Raw genomic sequence first — 25,103 nt, 5'->3', positions numbered from 1 at the left:
CGCCGGCGAGCCGGTGCCGTCGTCGGCTGCCGCGAGCGGCTGACCGACGAGCGTGGTCAATCCCAGAGCGATCGCCAGTCCGGCCACTCGCAGTACGTACCGCGCCGATGCCCCCATGAATCGCTCCCCTTCCGCGCTGCCTCAAAGTATCCAGTTCCGGCGGCGCGCCGCGGCACGTTTGGTCAATCAGCGTCTCGCAACACCACGGCCGCCAGTGACGCGGCAATGCCGGCCAGCACCAGGATGGTGACGGCGACGGCCGTCCAGCCGCGCTCATCGAACGCGACGCCGCCAAGCCAGCCGATGGCACTGGACCCGCCGTAGTAGAAGAGGTTGTACAGCGACGAGGCTTGGGCCTTGCCGACCGGTGCCGACTGCCCGGTCCAGCCGGCCGCGGTGGAGTGCGCACCGAAGAAGCCGGCCGTGGCGACCACCAGTCCGATCAGGATTGCAATCACATTGGCGCTCAGGGTGATTGCAATACCCATCATCATGATCACCACCGAGACGAGCAGGACCCGCTTACGGCCGAAGCGCGCAGCCTCAGCACCGGCCCGCGACGACGCCCACGTGCCGGCGAGGTATGCCAGGAACACCAGACTCACCACCGATGCGGGCAAATGGAATGGCGCGGCGGTCAATCGGTAGCCGAGGAAGTTGTAGAGGGCCACGAATCCGCCCATCAACAGGAAGGCCTGTGCGAACAGGACGAGCTGGCGCGGTGTGCGCAGGTTGGCGGCGAGCCGATGAGCGAGGCTGCCTTCGGGGTTAGCACCGCGGCGCGACGCGGGCGTGAAGCCTTGCGGTTCCGGCGCCAGTTTGACGAAGCCCATCGCGGCCATCCCGCAAATCACCGCGACGGTGAAAACCCCTATGCGCCAACCTGCGAACTCGGCCACCGGGCTGGACACCAGCCGCCCGAGCAGACCGCCGATCGTCGTGCCCGCCACGAACGTGCCTGCCGCCCGGGCGGCGTGCGCGCGGTCGACTTCTTCGGTCAGGTACGCGACCGCGATCGCCGGGACGCCGCCGACCAGGAGGCCCTCGACGAACCGGCCCACCATCAGCAGCCCGAACGTCGGCGCAAAGGGCACCAGCATCCCGACCAGCGTCGCGCCGGAGACGGAAAACGTGATCGCCTTGACCCGGCCGATGCGGTCGGCCAGCGCCGACCACGGGATCACACCGATCGCCAGACCCACCGTGGACGCCGAAATGATCAGTGCCGCATGGGCTGCTCCGACGCCGAGGTCCGAGGAGATCAGCGGGAGGACGGCCTGCGGGGAATACAGCTGCGCGAAGGTCGCCACGCCCGCGCAGAACAGCGCCGCCAGGAGTCGGGCGTAGGCGGATGAGCCGCGGGTGTGCCCGGTCCAGGCGCGTTCCAGCGATTGGTCAATGGTCACTGATTCCACGGTAGGAATGCACTAGTGATGTGTCCAATGCATGACTTGTCTCATGATCATTCGTGCAGCGCATGACGCCTGGTGAGCGGGCGAGCTCAACCCTCGATGAGGAAGTCCGCAAATCGCTGCGACGGTGGCGCCAGCGGACGATCCCGCCGCCACGCCAAACCGACCTCACGTTTGGCCTGACTGTTCGACAGCGGCACATGAACCACCCGCGCGTCTGTCCCGTCCCGCGGCACCGGCACCACGGCCACACCGAATCCCGCGGCGACCAGGCCCTCCATCGTGGGGATCTCGGAGGCCTCGAACACGATCTGCGGGTCGATGCCGGCGTCGGTCCACAACTCATCGGTCAACTGCCGCAACCCGAACGGCTTCTCCAACGCGACGAACGGCTCGTCGGCCGCCGCCGACAGGTTGACGCGGGTGCGCGCCGCCAATCGATGGCCCACCGGCACTGCCAGGCACAGCCGTTCGACGTAGAGGCGGTGCCAGGAGAAGTCCGCCGGGTCGGGCCGCGGTGAGGTGATCGCGATGTCAGACCCGCCGTCGACGATGCTGCGGGCGATCTCGTGTGCAGCGCCCTGGAACAGATCGAACTGGATTTTTGGTGCTGTTTCGCGGAACCGTCGAAGTTGTTCGGGCACATACCAGTTGGCCAATGAGTGTAGGAATGCGAGGCGAACCCGTCCGGTGTCGGGATCCCGCAGTGCGGCAATGCGATCCATAGCCGCCTGCACTTCGGAGATGCTGCGGCGGGCGTGCTCGAGCATGATGCGCCCGTACTCGTTGAGATGCAGTCGCCGACCGACACGGTCGAACAGCGCGACGCCGGCCTTCTGCTCGATCCGGGTCAAGGCGCGCGACAGCGTCGGTTGGCTGACCCCCAGCTCGGCGGCGGCTTCGGTGACGTGTTCGGTCTCAGCCAGCACCACGAACCATCGCAGTTCTTCGAGATGCACGCTATAGACCCTAGGCGGGGCTGACGCCGCTCAACAGGGCATCGACCAGAGCCGCGTAGCGGCCTGCGGTGTCGTCGCCCGGCACCGAACTGCTCATGACTTGCAACAACAGCGTGCCCATCAACGCGTTCGCGATGGCGTCGGCGTCGGTATCGGGGCGTACGGCTCCGCTCTCCGCGGCGCGCCGCACACGGTCGACCAGCCCGCTGCGCTGTGGGACGCTGAGTTGTTCGTAAAGTGCTTCGGTGTCACCGGAATTCGCTGCCGCAGCGGCGACGAGTGCGCGGATCAGTTTCGCGTTCGCAGGCTCGGTGATGAACTCGCCGTGCTCGATCAACCAGCCCAGAAGGTCCGCCCGCAGGTTGCCGGTGTCCGGCACCGGGAACGAACCGCCACGTCCATAGGCGTCCAGCACCGCCTCGGCGACCAGTGGCGCCTTCGACGCCCACCGCCGATAGAGCGTCTTCTTGCCGACCTGCGCACGCGCGGCGACGCCATCCATCGACAGCTCGGCGTAACTGGACTCCGTCAGCAACTCGCGCACGGCTTCGAGGATCACGGCGTGCAGTGCTGTGTCTCGGGGCCGGCCGGGCGGTTGCGACATGTCGCGAGCATAACTTCGCCGAATCGGCGCCGGTCGGCGGTGAGCGTGCGGTACGTTACCCGCTATTACGACCCATATCGTGTCGTAAATAGCGCACACCACCCCCCGAGGAGCGTCTGCCGAATGAGCACACCCGCACTGTCGGTGCCCACCGATTTCGCCGACGTCTCGCCGAACTGGATGACGCAGGCCCTGGCCGCCCACTACCCCGGCGCCACCGTCAGCGACGTCGCCATCGATCTGCGCGACGACGGCACCAATCGCCGTGCGCGGCTTCGGTTGTCGTACTCCGAGGGCACCGGACCGGAGACCGTGTTCGTCAAGGCCGCCGACCCGGACCACAAGGAACTGATCCGCATGACCAGCGGCATGTTCCACGAACCGCGACTGTTCAGCTCGGGCGTCGAGATCCCGCTGGAGCATCCCGTCGTCTACGCCGCGCTCATCGATGAGGATGCCTATGACTTCTGCCTCGTCATGGAGGACCTCACCGCCCGAGGTGCCGACCCGCGGGACTCCTTGCGGCCGCTGACGATCGACCAGGCGCGCTCCGGGATGCGTGGACTCGGGCGGATGCACGGCCGCTATTGGGGGGCGCGGGTGCTGCAGGAGCCGGCCCTGAGCTGGCTGGAACCGTTCGAGCCGTTCGACGGGCTGCAGTACGCGCCGCTGCCGAGCGCGCTGGAACAACTCGACGAGACCACTCCCCCCGAGGTGCTGGCGATGTCGATCGACCAGCTGGTCGAAGGGGTGTGGAAGCCGTACATCCGGACGTTGACCACGTCCCCGCAGACGCTGCTGCACGGCGATCCGCACATCGGCAACACCTACGTCACGCCCGACGGTCAGGTGGGTTTCCTGGACTGGCAGGTCGCCCGCCGCGGCAACTGGTCGCTGGATGTCGGGTACTTCCTGCAGGGTGCGCTGACCGTCGAGGACCGCCGCAGGCACGAGCGCGCGCTGTTGGAGGAGTATCGCGACGCGCTCGGATTGCCCAGCGACGAGCTTCCATCCACGGACGAGATCTGGCTGCGGTATCGGGCGTCGGTTGCGCACGGCCTGGCGCTGTGGCTGGCCACCGCGAGCAGCGGCGGCGGTCTGTGGCAGCGCGCCGAGGTTGCCGTCGCCCTGGCGCAGCGCTATACCAACGCCTACGGCGACCTCGACACCCCGTCCGCGATCGCGGAGATCGCGACGTAGTGGCCACTCGACACGGATACTAGGTGCGGTCGAGGGGGCCGACGGCGAAAGGGGCGGATGATGACGACGCAGGTAGAAGAGCGCAAGCCCGAACGTCGCGGCATCATGCAATCCCTCACCGGGTTGTCCGTCCGGTACGTCGAGCGGTTCATGCCCGACCCGTACCTGTTCGCGGTCATCCTCACGATCGTCGTCGCCGCACTGGTCGCATTCCTGGTCAAGGACGCCTCCGCCACCGGCATGCTCAAGGCCTGGTACGGCGGCGTGTGGGGATCGCAGAACATCTTCACGTTCGCGTTCCAGATGGTCCTCATTCTCGTGACGGGCTACACCCTCGCCGAGGCACCGATCCTCAAGCGCGGCATCGTCTATATCGCGAGCAAGCCGAACAATCAGGTTCAGGCCGCTCTGCTCTGCTTCGGTGTGAGCGCGGCACTGCACCTACTGAACTGGGGGCTCGGGCTGGTTGCCGGCGCACTGGTCGCCCGCCAGATCGCAAAACGCTTGCCCGACACTCACTTCGGTTACCTCATCGCCGCGTCATTCATGGGTTTCATCGTCTGGACACAGGGGCTTTCGTCGTCGATAGCCTTGGCCAACACCGACAGCAGCAGTCCCATCAACGTGATCCACAAGATCGCCGGCATCACGGTGCCGCTGAGCCAGACCATCTTCCAGCCCTACAGCTGGCTGTCGGTGATCGTCGTGCTGGCCGTGCTCGCCGTCGCCGTCTGGCGGATGGCGCCCGCGGAGACTCTCGCACCCGACCCGGCGATCTTCGAAGACGAAGACCAGCAGGAAACCGAGACCGAGGGCAAGAAGACCTTTGCCGAATGGCTCGAGAACCTGTGGATCCTCAACGTATTGGTGTTCGTTGCCGGCATCGCCTACTTCTGGATCAGCGGCTTCGCCCTCAACATCGCGTCGATGATCATGTTGCTGACGATCACCAGCGCGCTGCTGCACAAGACGCCGATCCGGTTCATCCGGGCGTTCACCGACGCCGCCAAAGTGTCGGGACCCCTGCTGCTGCAGTATCCGCTCTACGGCGGGCTGGTCGGCCTGCTGGGTTATCAAGCGGCCAAAGACATCAAGCCCTTGCAGACACTCCTGGCCGAGGGCCTCGTGCACGGCGCGACGGAATACACCCTGCCGTTTCTGACCTTCGTCGGCTCGTTGATCATCAGCCTGTTCGTGCCGTCCGGTGGCGGACACTGGGCGGTACAGGGCCCGATCGCCGTCGACTCGGCGCTGGCGGTAGGTCAGCACTCGCCGGGCTACCTCGGCCTGATGTCGATGGCGGTCGCGGTCGGCGAGGGTGTGGCAAACATGATCCAGCCGTTCTGGCTACTGCCCCTGCTGGCGATCGCGAAGCTCAATGTTCGTCAGGTGATGGGCTTTACGATCGTCGCGTTCCTGATCGGGTTCGTGGTGTTGGGCGCCACCATGCTGATCGCACCGCACGTGATCTGAGACCACTCAGGGCAGCGTGACGCGCTCCACCCGACCCTTGGTGTCCTTCGTGGTGGTGGTGTCCCGACACTCCCCGAACAACTCGATGTCGCGGTTCGGGTTGCTGACGTTCTGCGGCCCGAACACAGCCGTGACATTGCCCTTGGTCAAAGCGGTGCCATGAGTGTGGAATCCGGGATCGGCATTCCACCCTTTAGTGCGGAGTTGTTGGACCATCTGGGCGATCTCGGCATCGGATGCCGCAAACGACGCCGCGGGCGGGTAGGCGATGCGCATCTGCCCCCGAAAAGGCGGGTCGCCCTGGTCATTACAGGATGCGTGCCAGAACGCGGCTTCGACCACGTTGATGTTCAACGTCGTCACGATGTCGTGCGCGGCGTCCATGACCTGAGCCTTGGACTGCTCCGGGGTCAGCGGATTCGAGACTCGGTCAGCATCGGATTGCATGATTCCACATCCTGATAGTGCGGCGGCGACCATCGCGGTCACCGCGAGCGGGATTCTCTTGCGCGGCACGATCACTGGGCTCCGTCCTAGTGGTAGTGGCCTGAAGTTGGGGCGCGGTACAGTTCCGGATCCGACGGCAGCACCCCGATGTCGGTGAGGATGTTGTCAGCCCGGTGCGGCGCGGTCATACCGTCGACCTCAAGGGCGTCGCCGTGGCCGGAGACGATGTCGGCCATGCTGAACAACGACTCGGTGCCGCGCTCGAAGTAGTGGCTGTGGTCATTGATGGTCCAGCCCGGGACTTCGGCTTTGAAACGCGTCGAGCCGAACCCGTCCAGGGCCGGGTCGGTGCCCAGCGACGCAGTCACCCCGGTACCCGGGATATGCACCTGAGGAATAGCGCCCAGCTGGGTGACCGGGTCGGTCGAGGCCGCACCGACGAACACATGACCGCCCGGCGCGAGGTGAAAGTCGGCCGCACTCTTGGCCATATCGGTGCCCGGCGAGCCGATGAGGATGACATCGTTGGTGTGCATACCGTAGCCGGCCGCGGCATCGGCCACCGTCGTCGAGCCGTAGGAATGCCCCATCACCGTCATATGCGACGATACCGGACCATGAGTTGCGTTGAGGCCATTGACATCTGCGGCGAGCAGCGCCCCACCCTGGTGCGCCAGCGAGGTCTGCGCGACCTGCGGGTCCAGCAAGCTGTTCGGCGCGTCATAGCCCATCCAGGCGACGACTGATGCCGTTCGGCTCGGGTCGGCCTTCACGGCTTCGTTGTACAAGTTTGTGGCATCGCTGGCGCTGAGCCAGCCCTCGGTGACGCTGTGGCTGGTGCCCGGCACCACCACCGTTGTGTTGGCGGCCTTGTCGGGGTTACCGATGGCGATCGCGGCGCGACCCTGGCCATCGAACTTCGTGGGTTGATACACCTGCAGATAAGTCTGGGCCCCGGTCGCCAGATGATCGTCTTCGAGTGCCTGCTCAACTTTGACCGCGTTGGTGTAGCGCATCACGTCGTCCGGTGTGCAGCCGTAACGGAACGGATCGTTCAACACGTCCTGCGCCGAGACGCCGTGACGGCTAGCGGCCTCCTCGATGTTCTCGATGTCGGTGCGCATCGCCGTTTGGTTCGCCACATCGCGAGCCTCGACGGGAATCCCGTTGAGATTGCCCATATACGGCGGGTTGTCCCGCAACTCGGCCTGCTGCTGTTCGGGCGTCAGCGAATCCCACCACTTCTTGACGTCCTCAGGCCGGGTCGTTTCCGGCGGCGGTGGCGGGGTGGGCTGGGCATCCGGAATCGGCAGCTTGCCGTCGGCCATGTTGATCGCCGCGGCGAGCTCTGCGTCAACACCGTTGGCCTCAGCGATGATTGCGTTCAACCGCGATTGCAGGTCCGCGATCTTCGTCGCGAGCTCGGCGGCCGTCCCCTTGAACCCGGGGCCTTTCACCACCGTGCTCGTCGCCGGGTCGACGTCCAATCCCTCACTGATCGCGTCGTCTTTGAGCTCGCGCAGCTCGATCTTCACTTTCTCGATGTCCTGGGCGGCCTTCTGCGCGGCCTGGGCCACCGCGAGGGCTTCCCGGGCATGGGCGTCGAGGTCCACGCGGGTCTTGTGGATCGCGTCGCGGGCGGCGTCAGCGGCGACCCCACCCCAGGACTCGAACGCCGGTAGCTGTTCGGACGCCCGCGCCGCGTCGGTGGAAGCACCGCTGCGCGCAGATGCTGCGTGAAAGACTTCCCGGACGGCCTCGGGATCCCAGCGTTCGATATCTGCGACGCTAAGCGTCACGCGCCTGACCATTCGGCCGATAGACGTCGGCGAGCTCCTCGGCGTCGCGCTGATCCATCGCGGCGAAGGTCATCCCGCTCACCCGCATGCCCTCGGCGTGCTCGTAGAGACGGGTGGTCAAGGTCGTCGTCACCGTCGTCCAGGCGGCGGCCTTCGCCGCCAGCGCGGACTGGGACTGCCCCACCCAGCTGAACAGCGACGAGTCGATGGTCTGGTCGGCCTGAGTATGGGTGGCGAACACGTTCTGCGAGTGCTGATCGAGCACCCCACCGGAGGTGACCAGCGACTCCGGATCCACCTTCAGCGGCTCGGCCATGGCCCGCCTCCTCGCCCCGCACAGCAAACTGACTCAAACGCCAACTTACCACTAACGAGGCCGCGGCGTTTACACCTGGCAATATCGGGAACGCCTCAGGGGGACGACACGATCCGACAGGATGGAATGGTGGCTCGCGCTGGCAATCGGGTCTCGAGGTCAGCGCACGCAATCATCGTCGTGGCTTTGCTCGGCGGGTTGCTCGCGCTGATTCTGACAAGCTGTCCGGCCAACCGGGACGGGATGCCGGGTCAGCTGGCGACCGCCAAACAGGAGACCCAGTCGGCGGTGCGCTCGGCGGCGCTGGCCTTGCAGCTGTCGGCCGATCGCCGCTCCACCTCCGCCCTGGCGTCGGTCCAGCTCGTCGACATGCGCGACCAGATCGTCAAGGCATACAAGAAGATTGCGAGCCTGCGAGCGGACAACGACACCGATCTCAAACACCAGCGGGTACTGACCACCGCCATGACCGCGTTCATCGACGACCTCAACGCGGCGTCCGCCGCGGTGCGCGGTGCGTCCCGTCCGGTCGATCTGCAGCCCCTACGCCAGCGTCTCCTCGACGGCGCCGACGCACTCGACCGGGACTACGACCGATGAAGAGAATCTTCGCGGTCGCGCTCGGAATCCTCACCGCCATCGGCGGCTTCCTCGACATCGGCGATTTGGTGACCAACGCCGTCGTCGGATCACGCTTCGGCATGGGGCTGGCCTGGGTGGTCCCGGTCGGCGTCGTGGGCATCTGCCTCTACGCCCAGATGGCCGGACGAGTGGCGGCGGTCAGCGGCCGCGCCACCTTCGAGATCATCCGCGAACGGTTGGGTCCCCGAGTGGGTGCCGCCAACCTGAGTGCGTCGTTCTTCATCAACCTGATGACCGTGACCGCAGAGATCGGTGGCGTGGCACTGGCGCTGCAACTGGCCACCGACGTCGGGCCCCTGCTCTGGGTGCCGGTCGCGGCTTTCGCTGTGTGGGTGGTGATTTGGCGGGTCAAGTTCTCGATCATGGAGAACGTCACCGGACTGCTCGGACTCTGCCTGATCGTCTTCGCCGTCGCGGTCTTCGCTCTGCAGCCACACTGGTCCACCCTTGCCCATCAGGCGCTGGCACCCGTCATACCGCAGAGCGAATCGGCGGCCACCTACTGGTATTTCGCGATCGCGCTCTTCGGCGCGGCGATGACGCCCTACGAGGTGTTCTTCTTCTCCTCCGGCGCACGCGAAGAACACTGGACCACCAAGGATCTGAGCACCTCGCGGCTCAATGTGCTGATCGGATTTCCGCTCGGCGGCATCCTCTCCCTGGCGATCGCGGCGTGCGCGACGCTGGTACTGCTGCCCGCGCAGATCGAGGTCACCTCACTGTCGGAGATCACGATGCCGGTGGTGATGGCCGGCGGCAAGCTCGCGCTGGCCTTCGTCATCATCGGCGTCGTGGCCGCCACATTCGGTGCCGCGCTGGAGACCACGCTGTCGTCGGGTTACACCCTGGCCCAGTTCTTCGGTTGGGCGTGGGGCAAATTCCGTCGCCCCGCCGAGGCGGCCCGCTTCCACACCGTGATGCTGGTGACCGTATTGGCCTGCGCCGCAGTGCTATTCACCGGCATCGATCCGATCCTTGTCACCGAGTACTCGGTGGTGTTCTCGGCGATCGCGCTACCGCTGACGTATCTGCCGATCCTCATCGTGGCCAACGATCCCGAGTACATGGGCCGCCATGTCAACGGCCGCGCAGTGAACGTCGCCGGCTCGATCTATCTGGTGATCATTCTGGTCGCCTCGCTGGCCGCCATACCGCTGATGATCGTGACAGGGGCCGGCCAATGAACCGTCGAACGAACGAGCTGCCGGAGGCACCCCGCGCGCCGGGCACGCTCATCGATGCCCGCCTGCACCTGCTGGACCGGCAGATGCTCGACGCCGACGGCGCGCCGGTGGGCATCGTCGATGACCTCGAACTGTCGGACACGTCCGACGGCGTTCCGCACGTCACCGCCATCCTGACTGGGCAGGTGCTCTTCACCCGGGTCTTCGGCGGACGCCAGCCCGCGTCACGGCTGCAGGCGCTGCCCTGGCGGCTCATCACGAAGGTTGACGCTGCGCTGCACGTGAGCCGGGAGGCGGACCACTTCGACGGCCTTTGGATCGAGCACTGGCTACGGGACCGCTTCATCGCCCGCATACCCGGAGGCCGGCATGCAGCTGAGTGATCTTCTCGGACTGCCCGTGTACGACAGCGACGGCACGTCGTTAGGCACGTTGATCGACGTGCGGTTGAGCGTCACCGGCGATCTGCACCACCGGCCCGACGCACCAAAAGTGTTCGGCGTCATCGTGAGTCCGCGCTCCAAGTCCTCATATCTGGGATACGAACGCCGCCGCGTCGATCAGCCCTGGGTACTCGCCAGTCTGCTGCGGTGGCGTCACCGCGGCACATTCCTGACGCTGTGGCGCGACGTCGACGATGTCACCCACGAGCGGCTGACGCTGCGGCGAGGCGCCACCAGGTACTCGCCGGTGCTGAACGAACAATGACCAGTTGCCAGTCTTGCGCAATACAGGCGACTTTGCTGGTCAGCGGCGATTAATATGGATCTTGTCAATTACAACTTCACGTCAGGTTTGACGGATATTCCACACCGAGGGGTATCTCAGATGTCGGGGCGGGCAGACGAGCGGCAGGGTGAGACCAAAGGCGACGGCCGAGCGCGGTCACTGGGTGACGGCCAGTTATCCCGGGTCGGCTGGGTGCGGTACTTCTTCGACGACGACCGCTGGGAGTGGTCGGACGAAGTGGCGCGCATGCACGGCTACGAGCCGGGGACCGTCACTCCGACAACCGAACTGGTGTTCTCACACAAGCATCCCGAGGACCGCCAGGAGCTGATCGATTTGCTGCAGCGGATACGTCGCACCCGTGAACCGTTCAGCAGTCGACACCGCATGCGGGACACGCACGGACGCGTCCACCACGTCGTCGTGGTCGGCAATCAATTGCGCAACGATGCCGGCGAGATCATCGGCAGCGACGGCTTCTACGTCGACCTGACCGGTGACCTGCGCAGCGCTCAGGAGCAGGTGAGCAACGAGGTCGAGGACATCGCCGCCCGCCGGTCCCCCATCGATCAGGCCAAAGGGATGCTGATGATGATCTACAGCATCGACGCCGATGCGGCGTTTGACCTGTTGCGCTGGCGCTCGCAGGAAAGCAACGTCAAACTGCGCGACCTCGCGCAGCAGATCACCGCCGACTTCCAAGCCGTACGCCACAACGGCGAGATGCCGGCGCGATCGGTGTACGACGGACTACTGATGACCGCACATCTGCGAGTCGGCCGCGGTTCCTAGACTGGCGAGAGGCCGTACGGCGGCGCGCCCACACCGCTGACCATGAGTTGGCCCGACGGCACCCTCTCCACGAGTCTGATTGCGACGCTGCGGCTTCCGATGGTCAGCTGGGCAGGTTTTCCGGCGGTGATGTCGTCGGGCGCCCCATAGGCGAGGCCTTGCCAATGGAACTGGCCGTCGATCGGGTTGAGGTGACCGGCGAGGCGGACGCGGACCGGGCAGCGGACGCCTGCGACGTCGAGTTCGGCATCGCCGTCGAAGACGCCGCTCTCGTCGGCGGTGGCGGTCACAGGAAGTTGCTCCGCTTCCACATCCGCCGGCTGATCCGGTTCATCAGCCCGATCTCCTCCAAGAACGCGGCCAGCGGCGCGAACCCGATTCGCGTCGTCTCGTGGAAGTACGGGTTGGCACGGGCCTGCCGGCGGCCCTCGTGACCGTCGAGACCGGCCCGGCGGTACACGGCGCGGTTGGTGAACAGGTAGCGGTAGAACGGGCCACCGGCACCGTGAATGGTGGCGAGCAGGAAGCGATTTCGCCGTCGCATGGCGGGGACGTCCCGGCGGGCGCCGTCACGCGCGAACTGGATGTGCCGCGCCTCCTCGGTGACGTGAATTCGCATGACGCGACGCACGATTGGCTGGATGTCCGGGTCATCGAGGATCTCGCGCTGCAGCGCGTCGAAGATCTCCTCCCCCACCAGCGCGGCTATCCACAGCACCGTCTTCTGGAAGACGAGCGGCAGCAGGTTGATGGTCATCCGCTGAAGGCGGTTGGGCTGGAACGCTTTTCCGTCCACAGCCTGGATGGCGCGGCCGAACATCACCATGTGACGGGTCTCGTCACCGAGCTCTGTAAGCGAGTAGTGGCTGGACGCCGCGGTGACGTCGGCGTGCATGAGGCCGCGCAACAGTGCTTGATTGAGGATGTTCTCGAACCAGACGCCGGCCGAGAGCAGGTTGATGAACTCCTGGCGCGACAGCTCGATCTGCTGCTCGCGGCTCATCTCCTCCCACATCTGCGTGCCGTAGAGCGAGACGACGCGAGGCGGCAGGAAGAACTTGTCTTCGACGACGGGGGTGTCCCAGTCGATGTCGACGACGGGCGCGTAGGACTTGCGGGCTGACCCTTTGAGCAGCCGGTCGGAGAACTCCTCTCGACTCGGTGGCGTCGCCGTCCTGGTCGAAGGAGCCGTGGCCATGTCAAGCCTCCTGCTAGTCGTCGAGCGTTGGATGAGCGCGATGCGCCGGTGAAACCGAAGATACATTCTTGGTTCGTTTGTATCAATAGCGTCCGAGCAGGCCTTACACTGCAGCAATGAAGTACAGCGGCCTGCTCGCCAAAGCGGTGCAGCGTTTCGGGTCGCCGTCCGTGGAAGGCAACGCCGAGCGGATCCTTGATGCGGCTCTGCGGCAGTTCGAACTGTTCGGAATCCGGCGGTCCACGGTGGAGGACATCACCCGCAGGTCCGGCCTGGCGCGGGTGACGTTGTACCGCAACTTCGCGAACAAGGACGCGATCGTCGAGGCGGTCCTGCTGCGGGAGCTCGAGCGGTTCCTCTCCGACCTGGCCGCCGAGGCTGGCGGTTACGACGAGGCCGAGGACAAGCTGGTCGAGGGGTTCGTGTTCACGCTGAACACCCTGCGGGGGCATGCGCTGCTGCAGCGGTTGCTGGCGACCGAGGCCGAAACCGTGCTGCCGTTCCTGACGGTAGAGGGCGACGGCGTGGTGCGGACGGCGTCATCGTTCCTGGCCCACCAGCTGGCGGTCGCGTTGCCGGACGACCATCGCACACAGCTGGAGCTACTCGAGGTGGCCGAGGTGACCGTCCGGGTCATCGTGTCGTTCGTGCTCACCCCGTCGCAGAACGTCGCGCTGGGCGACGACGACGCCTTGCGGTCGTTCGCGCGGCGGTATCTGGTGCCGCCGCTGTTGGGGTTGGCGGGTTAGGGCTCAGGGAGCCCTTCGCGGCCTGTGACGGCTCGCTAATATCTCGGCTGCACCAATTGTCGTCATCTCGAACGGATTCACCATGACTGAACAGGTAGAGCAGCTGGAGTTCCAGGCCGAGGCCCGCCAGTTGCTGGATCTGATGATCCACTCCGTGTACTCCAACAAGGACTCATTCCTGCGGGAGTTGATCTCGAACGCCTCCGACGCCCTGGACAAGCTTCGCCTCGAAGCCTTCCGGAACAAGGACCTCGACGTCGACACCTCCGATCTGCACATCGAGATCGACATCGATAAGGCCGCGCGGACGCTGACGATCCGCGACAACGGGATCGGGATGACCCGCGACGAGGTCGTGGGCCTGATCGGCACGCTGGCCAAATCCGGCACGGCCGAACTGCGCCAGCAACTGCGTGAGGCCCAGAATGCCGCCGCGTCCGAGGAATTGATCGGCCAGTTCGGGATCGGCTTCTACTCGTCCTTCATGGTGGCCGACAAGGTCACGCTGCTGACCCGCAAGGCGGGCGAAAGCTCCGCGACCCGTTGGGAATCCAGCGGCGAGGGCACCTACACGGTGGCCGCCGTCGACGACGCACCGCAGGGCACCTCGGTCACCCTGCACCTCAAGCCCGAGGACGCCGAGGACGAGCTGCACGACTACACCGCGGAATGGAAGATCCGGGCGCTGGTCAAGCAGTACTCGGACTTCATCGGCTGGCCGATCCGGATGCAAGTCGAGCGACGCAGCCCCGCCACCGAGGACGGCGGCGATGAGGTGGTCACCGTCGAGACCGAGACCGTCAACTCGATGAAAGCGCTGTGGGCGCGACCCAAAGACGAAGTGTCCGAAGAGGAGTACACGGAGTTCTACAAGCACATCGCGCACGCCTGGGATGACCCGCTGGAGGTCATCCCGATGAAGGCCGAGGGCACCTTCGAGTACCAGGCGCTGCTGTTCATCCCGTCGCACGCGCCGTTCGATCTGTTCAACCAGGACGCCCGCATTGGTGTGCAGCTCTATGTCCGGCGGGTGTTCATCATGGCCGACTGCGAGGAGCTGCTGCCGCCGTATCTGCGCTTCGTCAAGGGTGTCGTCGACGCGGCGGACATGTCGCTCAACGTTTCTCGCGAGATCCTGCAGCAGGACCGTCAGATCAAAGCGATCCGCCGACGGCTCACCAAAAGGGTGCTCTCGACGATCAAGGAGATGCAGACCGAGCGGCCGGCGGACTACGGCACGTTCTGGGGGCAGTTCGGCCGGGTTCTCAAGGAAGGCCTGCTGTCCGACGCCGACAACAAGGACACGATTCTGGCCGTGTCGTCGTTCGCTTCGACGCACAGCGACGAGGAAACCACCACGCTGGCCGAGTATGTCGAGCGCATGAAAGAGGGTCAGGAGCAGATCTTCTACGCCACCGGCGAATCGCGTCAGCAGCTGCTGAGTTCACCGCACCTCGAGGCGTTCAAAGCCAAAGGCTATGAGGTGCTGCTGCTTACCGACCCGGTCGACGAGGTCTGGGTGGACATGGTGCCCGAATTCGACGGCAAACGGTTGCAATCGGTCGCCAAGGGTGAGGTAGACCTGGACACCGAGGAGGACAAGAGCGCACGGGAGGCCGAACGTTCGCAGTTGGAGCAGGAGTTCGCCGGCCTGCTCGAGTGGCTTGCCGAGACCCTTTCTGACCACGTGAAAGAGGTGCGCTTGTCGACGCGGCTGACCGAGTCGCCGGCGTGTTTGATCACCGACAGCTTCGGCATCACGCCCGCACTCGCCCGCATGTTGCAGGCCTCCGGGCAGACGGTCCCGGCCGAGAAACGCATCCTCGAACTCAACCCGGACCATCCGTTGATCACCGGGTTGCGGGATGGGTTCGCGTCTCGCGGGGGTGACGCCGCGCTGACCGAGACAGCGGAATTGCTGTACGGCACAGCGCTTCTGGCCGAGGGCGGCACGCTGGATGATCCGGCGAAGTTCGCGGGGCTGTTGGCGGAGCGGTTGGCGCGGACGCTGTAGGTATTCGCTGTAAAACCCTAAAACCGCCCGGGCCGTGTGCATCACGGCCCGGGCGGTTCGGGTTAACGGCGTGAACTCAGAAGAACGTCGTCGCCGTCGTGCTTGTGCCGTTGTCACAGGTGATCGTGACGGTCCAGTTCCGGAATCGCGGAACCGCGGGGACAATCCGCAGGTCATACTTGGCGTTGGCCGGCAGGGCGAAGCTGCGGTTGTAGTTGTCGGTCGCATACGTGCACTGCGACGACACTCCACTGCGGTCGGTGATGTGAGCTACGAGGCCACCCACGACGTTGTCGAACGAGACCGTCGGCCCCTGCTTCGGCGCGGGCGGCGGTGGCGGCGGATCGTTCGGCGGCGGCGGGGTGGATCCGTTCGCGCAGCCCGACACGATGACCTTCGCGCCCGTCTGGTTCTGCAGTAGGGCTTTGGCGTTGCTCGAGGCGGCGGCAATCGACGCGCCCTTCGCACCGACCTCTTCGCCGTAGTTGTTCGACGCGGCCGCCGCGCACTCGTTCGTGCCGATGACCACGGTCACGCAGTGGCCGCCGCCGTTGTTGGCACAGTTCGTCAGCGCGCCCTGCGCGGCCTGATCCTGGTTGCCGCTGATCGCCGAGCCACCGGCCATCGTGACGGGCGGGTTCTCATTGACGTACCCGAGAGCCAGGGCGATGTATTGGTTGGCTGCGTGCGCCGGTGGAGCTGCGCTGACCGCTCCGACGACGGTCGCGGTGGCGGTCGCGGTCGCGGTCAGCAGGATCGCGGCGATGGTGTGGCCGCGCCAACAGGAGCGGCTCAGGTGGGTGGTGGTCATGTTCTTGTCCTTGCGGTAGTTGGATTCTTTTGCTCGTGCTGCAATAGTTCCGCTGAGCAACGCGTTGAGTAATCGCGCCGAAGCCAGAATCCGCAGGCTCGAAGACAGGGTTTCCTGTCCGCCAGGCCAGGGGCGTGGCGCGGGTGGGACGAACGGCGGCGACGCCGGACTCCCGCGTTCTAGTGCGTCACGGCGCACTGCTGTTGACCATGAACGGCGACGAGGGCGAGACCGCGGACAAGAGACCTAGTCATTTCTATGGCGATATGACCGCTCGAGCGGACACTGTCGCTATATCCCGCGAATAACCGACATCGTCTCGCGCGAAGCTGGTCTCAAGAAGTTGAAGCTGTTCGCTGCCAGTCTGTTTGACTCACGCATTTCATGCTTTGATAGTCAACCACAGAATCGTTTTGACTAGCCGGTTATTCACGAGCGCCACGCACGGCGCCTCCTATACAGATTCCAGCTATTCCGTGTATCCCTATATGCGTTCACCGGTATCCGTCGCCACCAAGGCATAAACATCGTGCCATTTCGAAAATTGCGACCTGAATTGTACTGGGTGTGGAGCCTGCGGATGTCGCCCGCAGAAGCGTCGTCGCTTTTCGCCGTGAGCGAAGAGACCATCCATGCGCGGGCATGAGCATCCCGAAAGATGATGCGATATGAGACATCTGTGTACACAGGCTGATCCGCCACTAGCTTGACCTCGGAGTTGCCAGACACGCGCGAGGCACCTTGCAGGGACCGCATTAGGTATGAAACCGGCGATCTCAGGCCCATTGCGAATTGCGGAAGCACTGTTACGTAATTCTCCTCCGCTTTCCAATCTGCGCGAAGGATGAACGACCCTTTGCCTCCCCATATCGGAAAATGCTTCTTCACTTGGTCTCTGACACCAGCGTCAATGTAATCGTCTTCAATCGCCCGCAGGGCCTTTCGGTCGTGTTTCATCACCAACGTGAAGCCGGTGGTGAAACGGTCCGAGTCGTTGTGAACGGTAAAGGTCGTCTGGGGTTCATTTTTTTCCTGGTCTGACGTGTCCTCGTGCACCACCCTAACGAGTAGCGCCTGGGCTTTGCGCTCCCGCTTACGGTCCGAAATGTAGAACACTGCCGCCGCACCCGCTGCAAGTGTTGTACCTACAGCCCCTACCCACTCAGCTACGGTGCCCCATACGTCCACGAACATCGGAAAATGATCGAGGTCTCCCCACCAGTCCACCGGCTGATGATCGCACGGCCAGGCAAAGCGAACGCGGAAGCCGCAACCTGCCCTGAGATGCCGGTCGACATCACCTCGACCTTGGTGCCATTGCCGAGAGCCCTTCCCCACGTCCTGAAGGACTTACCGCGCAGCACCGTTTGCTTACGCACCGAGTTTTGTGAAGGCCGTTACGCCTGAATGTGCTGTCGATCCTCACTCCTACACTCACTCTGTGCCTAAAGATGAGCGACTTGAGTCCTTCGCCGAGTACCTGCGCAACAATCCAACGCAAGCCGAGGGTATTGCTGCCTCGATGCGAGAAATGTACGACCAGGTGTCACTCGCCAACGAATACGCAACCTCTGTCGCTAAGCAGTGGGAAGAGACCCGCGAGCGGATCACAAAAGCGTTAAAGCGCCCCGTAATCTCGCTCGACTTCTTGCCAGATTTCGCGAAGGCGTTAGACGGGCTCTACCCGGCCAACTGGCCGCGACCCATCCCCGACGTAGACAAGATGGAGGAGGTCTTATCAGCTGATGGCATCCCGATCACTCACGTTCCCCGAGCCGAGATCGTCCGCGCCATCGTTGATGCTGCTGATTACGACGCCCGAATCAATATAATCGAAGACAGAGCCAACGACATCGCTGAGGATTGTAAAGCGGCTCTCGCCAAAGACTTCCATAAAGAACTCTGTAAGCAGATTCCCCTCGCTCAGCGAGCCATTGAAGCGTTTCAGGCTGGGTTTTTCGAGGCAGCTCAGACCCTTGCGGTGAGCATCTGTGATACATACCTGAAGAAGCTCTACTCAGGGACTAGCTATACCGATATGGCAAAGAAGCTGGCTATTGAGAACACCGATGCTCAGGGAGTCGCCTGGGCGTTCAACGTCGGTTATGCGTTCGCGCCGGGAGCATCTTTCCTCACACCTTGGCGGCCCGGAAAGGGTGAGGAGCCGCCTACGCGGCTGTCAAGGCACGTAACGATCCACTTCGCAAGCACAGATCACGTGAACAAGCTCAATTCCACCATCTCAATTATGTTCCTAACATCCATGACCATAGCGATCAACTACGCGTTCCAGGGTGTCAGATTGGATAAAGAATCAACATGAACATGCTTACTCTTGCACCTCGGCCTGGATGTAGGTGAAAGAGGACTCAGACGACATCACCTGATCGAAATCTTCGCGCACGAGTGCCGAAACGGCGGCGAGCATCCGGGCAATTCTGCAGAATTTCGTCAGACACTGCGAAATTCCTTGCGCAGGTCACTCCTTGGCGCCACCGGCGATGTCATTGCCGACCTCACCCAGGCGTATTACAACCTCGCCTAAGCGTGTAGTACCCGCCGGCCCCATGCTTCAGCTCAGCCGTCGCGGGTACACGTGCACCTGCACCGAATTCCGGTCGCCGTCAGAATCCCTGACTCACTTACCGGCCAATGATGAGACTGAGCTTCTCATCAGAACGGCGGTTCAGTTGGCACCAGGTGGACGGCGCGATGCCCGAGGCGGCGAGGGCGATCACCGACTGTCCGACTGCTCTTAATAGACCTCGCAGGGTCGTTAGCTTCGCGAATGTTCCCAAAAGTGTTCCCAACTCGATGAAAACGGCCCCCGGAAAAATCTCCGAGGGCCGTTCCATTTAGTAGCGGGGACAGTGTGGTGTTTCAGGACATTGAACCACTCCAGGTTTTGTTCCTACTCGGTTGCGAGGGCCGGGGTTGGCTGGCTCGCGGGGTGTGAGGTGCCGGTGAGGGCGGCCTCGTACTCGGCCGGGGTTCTGTAGCCGAGGGCTTCGTGCAGGCGTTCCTGGTTGTACCAGGCCACCCATTGAGCGGTCGAGAGTTCAACATCATCGACGCGTCGCCAAGGCCTGCCGCGGTTGATCAACTCGGTCTTGTAGGCGGCATTGAGCGCTTCGGCGAGGGCGTTGTCATAACTATCGCCACGCGATCCCACCGATGGGGCGATCCCAAGTTCGGCCAGGCGGTCGGTATAGGTCAGCGATAGGTACTGCGATCCGCGGTCGGAATGATGAATCAACTCGGATAGATCGGTATTCGACTGCCAGACAGCATGATTGAATGCTTGAAGCGGCAGATCCTCAGTGCGCATGGTGGCCGAGACGGCCCAGCCGGCGATCTTCTTGGTGCAGGCGTCGGTGACGAACGCGGTGTAGCAGAATCCCTGCCAGGTCCGCACGAAGGTGATGTCGGCGACCCATAGTCGGTTGGGTTGTGCGGCCTTGAACTGCCGGTTGACTAGATCGGCGGGCCTCGCGTCGGCCGGGTCGGTGACGGTGGTGAACACTGGCTTACCGCGTTGGGCCCCCCGCAGGCCGGCTTTGCGCATCAATCGTCGCGTCTGTTCTCGGCCCAGGGTCCAGCCCCGCCTGATCATCGCTGCGTGCATCTTCTCGACCCCGTAGACCGAGTAATTCTCGCGGTGCACGGCGCGCAGGTCGGCGATCACCTGCTCATCACGGATCTCGCGATCCGAGGGCGGCCGGGTCAGCGCGGCCCGATACCCCCGGGAGGTGAGGAACCCCGGGATAGCTGCCCGCAGAACGCGGCAGATGAGCTCGACCCCGAACTGATCGCGATGCGCATCGATGTAGGCGATCATTTCGTCGCGGGGCGGTCGAGCTCCGCTGCGAAAAACGCAGAGGCAGACTTCAACACTTCATTGGCCCTGCGCAACTCGGCGTTCTCGCGTCTGAGCTTGCGGATCTCGGCGTGCTCCAGACTTGTCGTGCCGGGCCGTTCGCCGGCATCGACCTGAGCCTTGCGCCGCCACCGGCGCACCGATTCCTCCGAGATTCCGAGTTTGCTGGCCACAGACTTGATGGCCTCGAACTCAGATGTTTCCGAGGCTTCCATCATGGTGTCCAACAACCGCAACGCACGCTGCCGAAACTCCGGCGAATACTGACGGGGCATAGCTTCCAATCCTCCTATGAAGATCGGAACAAAACCCAGGGCGGTTCACATCGGAATGGGGTGTCTCAAGACATCGGAATAGGTGGTGGGCCAGTTTCGGCTGGTGTCGAAGGCTCGGTTGGTCATCACCGCGGTGCTTGTTGAGGGCCGCTCACAGTCGCAGGTCGCCCGGGATTACGGGGTATCGCAGGGGCGTGTCAAATGGTCTGTGTAAGTCCTGTTAACGGAAGGATCGCAGGACGTGACGACAGGCAAGGACGTGAATTCATCGCTGGTCGAGGCGGGGTCCACAGTGGAGATGGCCGAGGCGCTTCGGGCCTCGGGTGCCGTCGATGAGCTGCTGGCTCAGGTCGACTCCGGCGAGGTTGCCCTGACCGGTGAGGGCGGGCTGCTACCTGGGTTGATCAAGCTGGCTCTGGAGCGCGGGTTGGCCGCTGAGCTCACCGAGCATCTGGGCTATGAGAAGGGCGATCCCATCGGGCGGGCGATGCCCAACGCCCGTAACGGCCACTCACCCAAAACGGTGCAGTCTGAGGCCGGGCCGGTGGCCCTGGAGGTTCCACGAGACCGCGACGGCTCGTTCACCCCGACGCTGGTCCCTAAGGGCGCCCGCCGGATCGGTGGGCTCGATGACATGATCATCTCCCTGTACGCCGGTGGAATGACATTGCGCGACATCCAATTTCACCTGGCTTCTACGATTGGCACCGAGGTGTCGCATGAGACGATCTCTAAGATCGTCGACGAGATCTCCGATGAGGTACTCAGCTGGCAGCGCCGGCCGCTGGAACCGCTGTACCCGGTGATCTACCTCGACGCGATGATCGTGAAGGTCAAAGACGGCGGCCACACCCGCAACAAGGCCGCCCACATCGCCGTGGGCGTGGATATGGACGGCGTCAAGCATGTCCTGGGCATCTGGGTTCAGCCCACCGAGGGAGCGTCGTTCTGGGCGTCGGTGTGCTCGGATCTGGCCAATCGCGGCATCAAGGACGTGCTCATCGTGTGCTGCGACGGACTGACCGGGTTCCCGGAGGCGATCGCGGCGACCTGGTCACAAGCGGCCGTTCAGACGTGCGTGGTGCACCTGATCCGCAACGCCTTGCGGTTTGTGTCCTACGGTGACCGCAAGGCCGTAGCCGCAGCACTGAAGCCGATCTACACCGCGCCCAGTGCTGATGCCGCCCACGCCGAATTGCAGGCGTTCACGACCTCGGAGTTGGGCAAGAAGAACCCCACGGTGACAAAGGCTTTCGAACGGGCCTGGGAGCAGTTCATCCCGTTCCTGGCGTTTCCGCCGGAGTTGCGTCGGGTGATCTACACGACGAACTCGATCGAATCGCTGAACTACCAGATGCGCAAGGTCATCAAGAACCGCGGCCAGTTCCCCAACGACGCCTCGGTCGTGAAACTGCTGTGGCTGGCGATCTGCAACATCGAGGACAAACGCGCCGCCGAGCGGGCCAAAGAACGCGGCAAGAAGCTCTGCCGAACAGCCCCTGGGCGCCTCGTGGAAGGACAGGTAGTCACCAACTGGAAGAAAGCACTCGAACAACTCAGCCTGGTCTACCCAGACCGCATCGAACGCTATCTCTAAACACAGCAACACACATTCAGGACGAATCGGATAGGCGACTTACACAGATAACTTGACAGGCTCTATCGCAGGGCTGGATCTCCCGGCTCATCGCCCGCTACACCGAAGAAGGCGAGGCAGCGTTCAAACCTCGCTCACGCCGGCCCCACAGCAGCCCCACCCGACTACCGCAGGCCACCATCGATCTGATCATCGAATTGCGCGCCACCCTGGCCGGCAAAGGCCTCGACAACGGTCCGCACACCATCGCCTGGCACCTACAACACCACCACCAACTGATCGTGTCGGCAGCCTCGATCAGCCGACACCTCCACGCCGCCGGCCTGGTCGAACCCAACCCGCGTAAACGACCCAAGACTTCCTACATCCGCTTCGCCGCCGAACAACCCAACGAACGCTGGCAAGCCGACTTCACCCACTGGTGGCTCACCGATGGCACCCACACCGAGATCCTGTGCTGGATCGACGACCACTCCCGCTACGCCCTATCCGTGACCGCCCACCGCCGCGTCACCGGGCCCATCGTCCTCGACGAATTCCGCAAAGCCGTTGCCCGCCATGGCATCATACTCAACACTGACCGACAACGGCATGGTGTTCACCACCCGCCTCGCCGGCGGCAAAGGCGGACGCAACCACTTCGAAGCCGAGCTGCGCCACCTGCAAGTCCGCCAAATCAACTCCACCCCCAACCACCCCACCACCTGCGGGAAAGTCGAGCGCTTCCACCAAACCCTCAAAAAAGCACTCACCAAGCAACCACCCGCGGCCAGCATCACCGAGCTGCAAACCCAGATCGACGCCTTCGTCGACGAGTACAACCACCGCCGCCCACACCGATCACTACCCCACCGGGCCACCCCCGCCACCATCTACACCAGCCGACCCAAAGCCAACCCAGCAAGCCGCATCGACACCCACAACCGCGTGCGCACCGACCGCGTCGACCAAGCCGGGTCAGTCACCCTGCGCGTCAACGGCCGCCTGCACCACATCGGCATCGGACGCCACCACTACCGAACCCGCGTCCTGATCCTGGCCCAAGACCACCACATCACCGTCATCAACGCCGCCACCGGAGAAGTACTGCGCGACCTCACCCTCGACCCCACCAGGGACTACCAACCCACCGGAGCCCCCAAAGGCCCCAAACGGAAAAAGCCCTGAACCCAAAGCAGGCTCAGAGCTATTCCGATGTCTCGAGACATCACAATAGTAGCGGGGACAGGATTCGAACCTGCGACCTCTGGGTTATGAGCCCAGCGAGCTACCGAGCTGCTCCACCCCGCGTCGGTGAACGCAACGTTACCCAACGGCGAGCAGAGCTTCCAAATCGAGTGCTCAGAGGCACAATCGTTGCCCGCGCAACTTGGTAAACGCCGCGAGATAGCCGTGAGAAAGCCGTCACGAGTTCGTCACACGACCCCGGTATTCACTTGCGTCTCAGAGCAGAAGTCGACAGGCTCGAAGGAGATGAAACGACAACACGCCACCCGCTTCGCCGCGATCGCGATGGTTGCCGCCGTTTCCCTCGGGGTCACCAGCTGCGACAACCAATCTGGGCTCAACACAAGCAAACCCGCGGCATCGATCCCCGCCCTACCCGGCGTCAGCGCGACCACAACGACCACAAGCGCCAAGCCCGTCGCTGCGCCGATCAACTACACGCGACTGCTACTTCAGGCCCGCGACATCTCCGGCGCCGGCGACATCTACGTCGACCAGCCGCCCACCCCGAACCCCGACAGCCGGCCCGGCGCCGAGGTGCTCCTCGTCAACCAAGACCAGACCAAGGCCGTCAGCATCCTGCTCGTCGCCCTCGACAACCCCGCCGCCGGCCCCTCAGCCCTCGCCGAGGCCCAAGCCAGCCTCGAGAAGGCCGTCACCCCCGGCCCCCCGCAGCCCTCGTTCGTCGGCACCGGCGGAACCGTCGTCTCCGGCAACTCCCCCGACGGCAAGAAGTCCGTCAGCGTCCTGCTGTTCACCGAAGGCTCCACCCTGGCCCGCGTCGAGTTCGACGGCCTGCCCGGCCAGCCCGCCTCGGCCGACTTCATCACCAACGTCGGCCAGAAGCAGGACATCGCCCTGCGCGTCGGACTGCCCACCGCTCCCTAACGACGCGCAGGCACCGGAACCCGCATCAGATCCTCGGCCACCACGATGTCGCCGGAGAACACCGCGGCCGCCTCATCCGCATACCGCGCTGAAGCGTCGGGATAGCGCTGTGAGAAGTGCGTCAGCACCAGCGTGCCCACTCCACAGTCGGCGGCCACCGAGGCCGCCTGCCGAGCCGTCAGGTGCCCGTACCGGTGCGCCAGATCCTCGTCCTCGGTCAGGAACGTCGCCTCGATCACCAACATGTCGGCACCGTCGGCGAGCGCATACACGCCGTCGCAGAGCCGGGTGTCCATCACGAACGCGAACCGCTGCCCCCGCCGCGGCTCACTGACCTCCGCCACGTCGACCACCCGGTCCCCCACCCGTAACGACCCAGCCCGTCCGAGCTCACTGACCGACGGCCCGTTGATCCCGAAGCGGGACAACAACTCCGGTACGAATCGCCGACCATCCGGTTCCACCAGCCGGTAGCCGAACACGTCCGTCGAGTGCTCCAAAGCCGCAGCTTCCAATACCCCGAACGCCCCGACCGCAACGGTCCCGGGAGACGTCACCGGTTCTTCCCGCACATCGACGCGGTCATAGAACACCGAGGCATGCCGCAGCCGGTCGAAATACTCCTGACCTGACGCCGGAAAGTGCGCGACGAGCGGATGCGCTACGCCGTCCAGCGATGCCCGTTGAATCACACCGGGCATCCCGAGGCAGTGATCGCCGTGAAAGTGCGTGAGGCACAACCGGTTCACCGCACTGACCGACACACCGGCCAGCATCATCTGCCGCTGGGTACCCTCGCCGGGATCGAAGAGGAAACCCCCGTCGTCCCAGCGCAGCAGGTAGCCGTTGTGGTTGCGGTAGCGGGTCGGCACCTGACTGGCAGTGCCGAGCACAACCAACTCACGCATAC

26 protein-coding genes, 1 tRNA gene, 1 pseudogene and 1 other annotated feature are annotated in these 25,103 nt (G+C 64.2%); of the genes and pseudogenes, 15 read left to right on the top strand and 13 right to left on the bottom strand.

Annotated features, from left to right (window positions below):
* Positions 1–182: 182 nt before the first annotated feature.
* The 3 genes from K0O64_RS08015 to K0O64_RS08005 all read right to left on the bottom strand — a co-directional run bounded on the left by K0O64_RS08015 (position 183) and on the right by K0O64_RS08005 (position 2,975).
* Complete coding sequence (locus K0O64_RS08015; RefSeq protein WP_096310664.1) at positions 183–1,406, bottom strand: MFS transporter; 1,224 nt, start codon at positions 1,404–1,406, stop codon at positions 183–185.
* Between the two features lie 95 nt (positions 1,407–1,501).
* Positions 1,502–2,371 (bottom strand): LysR family transcriptional regulator, encoded by an 870-nt coding sequence (locus K0O64_RS08010; RefSeq protein WP_096310662.1) that lies wholly within the window; start codon positions 2,369–2,371, stop codon positions 1,502–1,504.
* A 10-nt stretch (positions 2,372–2,381) separates the two neighbouring features.
* Complete coding sequence (locus K0O64_RS08005; RefSeq protein ID WP_096310661.1) at positions 2,382–2,975, bottom strand: TetR/AcrR family transcriptional regulator; 594 nt, start codon at positions 2,973–2,975, stop codon at positions 2,382–2,384.
* 123 nt (positions 2,976–3,098) lie between these two features.
* Between K0O64_RS08005 and K0O64_RS08000 the strand changes: the two genes are divergently transcribed.
* Positions 3,099–4,175: a phosphotransferase gene (locus K0O64_RS08000; protein ID WP_096310659.1), complete on the top strand. Its 1,077-nt coding sequence runs from the start codon at positions 3,099–3,101 to the stop codon at positions 4,173–4,175.
* Between the two features lie 60 nt (positions 4,176–4,235).
* A complete protein-coding gene (locus K0O64_RS07995) occupies positions 4,236–5,648 on the top strand; it encodes a TIGR00366 family protein (protein WP_096312751.1) in 1,413 nt (470 codons plus the stop codon).
* Between the two features lie 6 nt (positions 5,649–5,654).
* Here K0O64_RS07995 and K0O64_RS07990 read toward each other — a convergent pair whose 3' ends face one another.
* The 3 genes from K0O64_RS07990 to K0O64_RS07980 are packed head-to-tail and all read right to left on the bottom strand — an operon-like array spanning position 5,655 to position 8,210.
* Positions 5,655–6,164, bottom strand: coding sequence for a lipoprotein LppJ family protein (locus K0O64_RS07990; RefSeq protein ID WP_225933655.1), 510 nt, complete (start codon positions 6,162–6,164; stop codon positions 5,655–5,657).
* A gap of 17 nt (positions 6,165–6,181) precedes the next feature.
* The gene (locus K0O64_RS07985; protein ID WP_225933654.1) at positions 6,182–7,894 is read right to left on the bottom strand and encodes an alpha/beta hydrolase; all 1,713 of its coding nucleotides are present in this window, start codon (positions 7,892–7,894) and stop codon (positions 6,182–6,184) included.
* Positions 7,884–8,210, bottom strand: coding sequence for a WXG100 family type VII secretion target (locus K0O64_RS07980; RefSeq protein ID WP_220046273.1), 327 nt, complete (start codon positions 8,208–8,210; stop codon positions 7,884–7,886). The genes K0O64_RS07985 and K0O64_RS07980 overlap by 11 nt, the downstream gene beginning before the upstream one ends.
* Positions 8,211–8,390: 180 nt before the next feature.
* Between K0O64_RS07980 and K0O64_RS07975 the strand changes: the two genes are divergently transcribed.
* From K0O64_RS07975 to K0O64_RS07955, 5 genes are all read left to right on the top strand, one after another.
* A complete protein-coding gene (locus K0O64_RS07975) occupies positions 8,391–8,810 on the top strand; it encodes a hypothetical protein (protein WP_125477406.1) in 420 nt (139 codons plus the stop codon).
* On the top strand, positions 8,807–10,036 hold the full coding sequence (locus K0O64_RS07970) for an NRAMP family divalent metal transporter (protein ID WP_096310653.1): 1,230 nt from the start codon (positions 8,807–8,809) through the stop codon (positions 10,034–10,036). The genes K0O64_RS07975 and K0O64_RS07970 overlap by 4 nt, the downstream gene beginning before the upstream one ends.
* Positions 10,033–10,419, top strand: a complete 387-nt coding sequence (locus K0O64_RS07965) for a hypothetical protein (RefSeq protein ID WP_096310651.1) — start codon at positions 10,033–10,035, stop codon at positions 10,417–10,419. The genes K0O64_RS07970 and K0O64_RS07965 overlap by 4 nt, the downstream gene beginning before the upstream one ends.
* Positions 10,406–10,744: a PRC-barrel domain-containing protein gene (locus K0O64_RS07960; protein WP_096310649.1), complete on the top strand. Its 339-nt coding sequence runs from the start codon at positions 10,406–10,408 to the stop codon at positions 10,742–10,744. Before K0O64_RS07965 ends, K0O64_RS07960 begins: the two co-directional genes overlap by 14 nt.
* Before the next feature lie 120 nt (positions 10,745–10,864).
* Positions 10,865–11,557 (top strand): PAS and ANTAR domain-containing protein, encoded by a 693-nt coding sequence (locus tag K0O64_RS07955; protein ID WP_096310647.1) that lies wholly within the window; start codon positions 10,865–10,867, stop codon positions 11,555–11,557.
* Here K0O64_RS07955 and K0O64_RS07950 read toward each other — a convergent pair.
* Complete coding sequence (locus K0O64_RS07950; protein WP_096310645.1) at positions 11,554–11,847, bottom strand: DUF4873 domain-containing protein; 294 nt, start codon at positions 11,845–11,847, stop codon at positions 11,554–11,556. The two genes, K0O64_RS07955 and K0O64_RS07950, sit on opposite strands and share 4 nt — an antisense overlap.
* On the bottom strand, positions 11,844–12,755 hold the full coding sequence (locus tag K0O64_RS07945) for an AurF N-oxygenase family protein (protein ID WP_096310643.1): 912 nt from the start codon (positions 12,753–12,755) through the stop codon (positions 11,844–11,846). The genes K0O64_RS07950 and K0O64_RS07945 overlap by 4 nt, the downstream gene beginning before the upstream one ends.
* A gap of 116 nt (positions 12,756–12,871) precedes the next feature.
* Between K0O64_RS07945 and K0O64_RS07940 the strand changes: the two genes are divergently transcribed.
* Together K0O64_RS07940 and htpG are read left to right on the top strand one after the other, a co-directional pair.
* Positions 12,872–13,504, top strand: coding sequence for a TetR/AcrR family transcriptional regulator (locus K0O64_RS07940; protein WP_071946983.1), 633 nt, complete (start codon positions 12,872–12,874; stop codon positions 13,502–13,504).
* An 82-nt stretch (positions 13,505–13,586) separates the two neighbouring features.
* On the top strand, positions 13,587–15,518 hold the full coding sequence (gene htpG, locus K0O64_RS07935; protein WP_096310641.1) for a molecular chaperone HtpG: 1,932 nt from the start codon (positions 13,587–13,589) through the stop codon (positions 15,516–15,518).
* 76 nt (positions 15,519–15,594) lie between these two features.
* On the opposite strand, the gene K0O64_RS07930 is transcribed toward htpG, so the two are convergent.
* Together K0O64_RS07930 and K0O64_RS07925 are read right to left on the bottom strand one after the other, a co-directional pair.
* Positions 15,595–16,329, bottom strand: coding sequence for a DUF4189 domain-containing protein (locus tag K0O64_RS07930; RefSeq protein ID WP_096310639.1), 735 nt, complete (start codon positions 16,327–16,329; stop codon positions 15,595–15,597).
* Between the two features lie 429 nt (positions 16,330–16,758).
* Positions 16,759–17,556 (bottom strand): hypothetical protein, encoded by a 798-nt coding sequence (locus K0O64_RS07925; protein ID WP_220046272.1) that lies wholly within the window; start codon positions 17,554–17,556, stop codon positions 16,759–16,761.
* Positions 17,557–17,770: 214 nt separating this feature from the next.
* On the opposite strand from K0O64_RS07925, the gene K0O64_RS07920 reads away from it, so the two are divergent.
* Positions 17,771–18,652, top strand: a complete 882-nt coding sequence (locus K0O64_RS07920; RefSeq protein ID WP_096310635.1) for a hypothetical protein — start codon at positions 17,771–17,773, stop codon at positions 18,650–18,652.
* Positions 18,653–19,240: 588 nt separating this feature from the next.
* Here the strand turns inward: K0O64_RS07920 and K0O64_RS07915 are convergent.
* A protein-coding gene (locus K0O64_RS07915; RefSeq protein ID WP_434085467.1) for an IS3 family transposase occupies positions 19,241–20,481 on the bottom strand; the annotation gives its coding sequence in 2 pieces (ribosomal slippage) (positions 19,241–20,199 and positions 20,199–20,481; 1,242 coding nt in all).
* Positions 20,090–20,206: a sequence feature (AL1L pseudoknot), on the bottom strand. It overlaps the preceding gene by 117 nt.
* An 82-nt stretch (positions 20,482–20,563) precedes the next feature.
* Here K0O64_RS07915 and K0O64_RS30280 point away from each other — a divergent pair.
* The 4 genes and pseudogenes from K0O64_RS30280 (at position 20,564) to K0O64_RS07895 (ending at position 23,245) form a co-directional block, all read left to right on the top strand.
* On the top strand, positions 20,564–20,695 hold the full coding sequence (locus K0O64_RS30280) for a sigma factor-like helix-turn-helix DNA-binding protein (protein WP_350355562.1): 132 nt from the start codon (positions 20,564–20,566) through the stop codon (positions 20,693–20,695).
* A gap of 27 nt (positions 20,696–20,722) precedes the next feature.
* Complete coding sequence (locus tag K0O64_RS07905) at positions 20,723–22,078, top strand: IS256-like element ISMgi5 family transposase (RefSeq protein ID WP_220045588.1); 1,356 nt, start codon at positions 20,723–20,725, stop codon at positions 22,076–22,078.
* A 77-nt stretch (positions 22,079–22,155) separates the two neighbouring features.
* Positions 22,156–22,623 (top strand): annotated as a pseudogene (locus K0O64_RS30275) (helix-turn-helix domain-containing protein); the annotation flags it as partial.
* Positions 22,624–22,636: 13 nt separating this feature from the next.
* Positions 22,637–23,245 carry an integrase core domain-containing protein gene (locus K0O64_RS07895; protein WP_220046270.1) on the top strand — a complete coding sequence of 203 codons (609 nt, stop codon included), beginning with the start codon at positions 22,637–22,639 and terminating at the stop codon, positions 23,243–23,245.
* Between the two features lie 49 nt (positions 23,246–23,294).
* Here K0O64_RS07895 and K0O64_RS07890 read toward each other — a convergent pair.
* A tRNA-Met gene (locus tag K0O64_RS07890) sits at positions 23,295–23,368 on the bottom strand.
* A 183-nt stretch (positions 23,369–23,551) separates the two neighbouring features.
* On the opposite strand from K0O64_RS07890, the gene K0O64_RS07885 reads away from it, so the two are divergent.
* Positions 23,552–24,193 carry a hypothetical protein gene (locus K0O64_RS07885; protein WP_220046269.1) on the top strand — a complete coding sequence of 214 codons (642 nt, stop codon included), beginning with the start codon at positions 23,552–23,554 and terminating at the stop codon, positions 24,191–24,193.
* Here the strand turns inward: K0O64_RS07885 and K0O64_RS07880 are convergent.
* Positions 24,190–25,101 (bottom strand): ribonuclease Z, encoded by a 912-nt coding sequence (locus K0O64_RS07880; RefSeq protein ID WP_220046268.1) that lies wholly within the window; start codon positions 25,099–25,101, stop codon positions 24,190–24,192. The two genes, K0O64_RS07885 and K0O64_RS07880, sit on opposite strands and share 4 nt — an antisense overlap.
* Between the last annotated feature and the right edge of the window lie 2 nt (positions 25,102–25,103).

Source organism: Mycolicibacterium pallens (genome assembly GCF_019456675.1).
Lineage (GTDB): Bacteria > Actinomycetota > Actinomycetes > Mycobacteriales > Mycobacteriaceae > Mycobacterium > Mycobacterium crocinum.
Note: the sequence above shows the minus strand (reverse complement) of the source record. Positions and strands in the feature narration are given on the sequence as shown.

What these genes read in the sequence shown, in the direction of transcription:
- K0O64_RS08005 (WP_096310661.1), bottom strand. Translation starts at nt 2,975, where the DNA reads ATGTCGCAACCGCCCGGCCGGCCCCGAGACACAGCACTGCACGCCGTG.
- K0O64_RS08000 (WP_096310659.1), top strand. Translation starts at nt 3,099, where the DNA reads ATGAGCACACCCGCACTGTCGGTGCCCACCGATTTCGCCGACGTCTCG.
- K0O64_RS07995 (WP_096312751.1), top strand. Translation starts at nt 4,236, where the DNA reads ATGACGACGCAGGTAGAAGAGCGCAAGCCCGAACGTCGCGGCATCATG.
- K0O64_RS07980 (WP_220046273.1), bottom strand. Translation starts at nt 8,210, where the DNA reads ATGGCCGAGCCGCTGAAGGTGGATCCGGAGTCGCTGGTCACCTCCGGT.
- K0O64_RS07970 (WP_096310653.1), top strand. Translation starts at nt 8,807, where the DNA reads ATGAAGAGAATCTTCGCGGTCGCGCTCGGAATCCTCACCGCCATCGGC.
- K0O64_RS07965 (WP_096310651.1), top strand. Translation starts at nt 10,033, where the DNA reads ATGAACCGTCGAACGAACGAGCTGCCGGAGGCACCCCGCGCGCCGGGC.
- K0O64_RS07960 (WP_096310649.1), top strand. Translation starts at nt 10,406, where the DNA reads ATGCAGCTGAGTGATCTTCTCGGACTGCCCGTGTACGACAGCGACGGC.
- K0O64_RS07955 (WP_096310647.1), top strand. Translation starts at nt 10,865, where the DNA reads ATGTCGGGGCGGGCAGACGAGCGGCAGGGTGAGACCAAAGGCGACGGC.
- K0O64_RS07945 (WP_096310643.1), bottom strand. Translation starts at nt 12,755, where the DNA reads ATGGCCACGGCTCCTTCGACCAGGACGGCGACGCCACCGAGTCGAGAG.
- K0O64_RS07940 (WP_071946983.1), top strand. Translation starts at nt 12,872, where the DNA reads ATGAAGTACAGCGGCCTGCTCGCCAAAGCGGTGCAGCGTTTCGGGTCG.
- htpG (WP_096310641.1), top strand. Translation starts at nt 13,587, where the DNA reads ATGACTGAACAGGTAGAGCAGCTGGAGTTCCAGGCCGAGGCCCGCCAG.
- K0O64_RS07930 (WP_096310639.1), bottom strand. Translation starts at nt 16,329, where the DNA reads ATGACCACCACCCACCTGAGCCGCTCCTGTTGGCGCGGCCACACCATC.
- K0O64_RS07895 (WP_220046270.1), top strand. Translation starts at nt 22,637, where the DNA reads ATGGCATCATACTCAACACTGACCGACAACGGCATGGTGTTCACCACC.
- K0O64_RS07885 (WP_220046269.1), top strand. Translation starts at nt 23,552, where the DNA reads ATGAAACGACAACACGCCACCCGCTTCGCCGCGATCGCGATGGTTGCC.
- K0O64_RS07880 (WP_220046268.1), bottom strand. Translation starts at nt 25,101, where the DNA reads ATGCGTGAGTTGGTTGTGCTCGGCACTGCCAGTCAGGTGCCGACCCGC.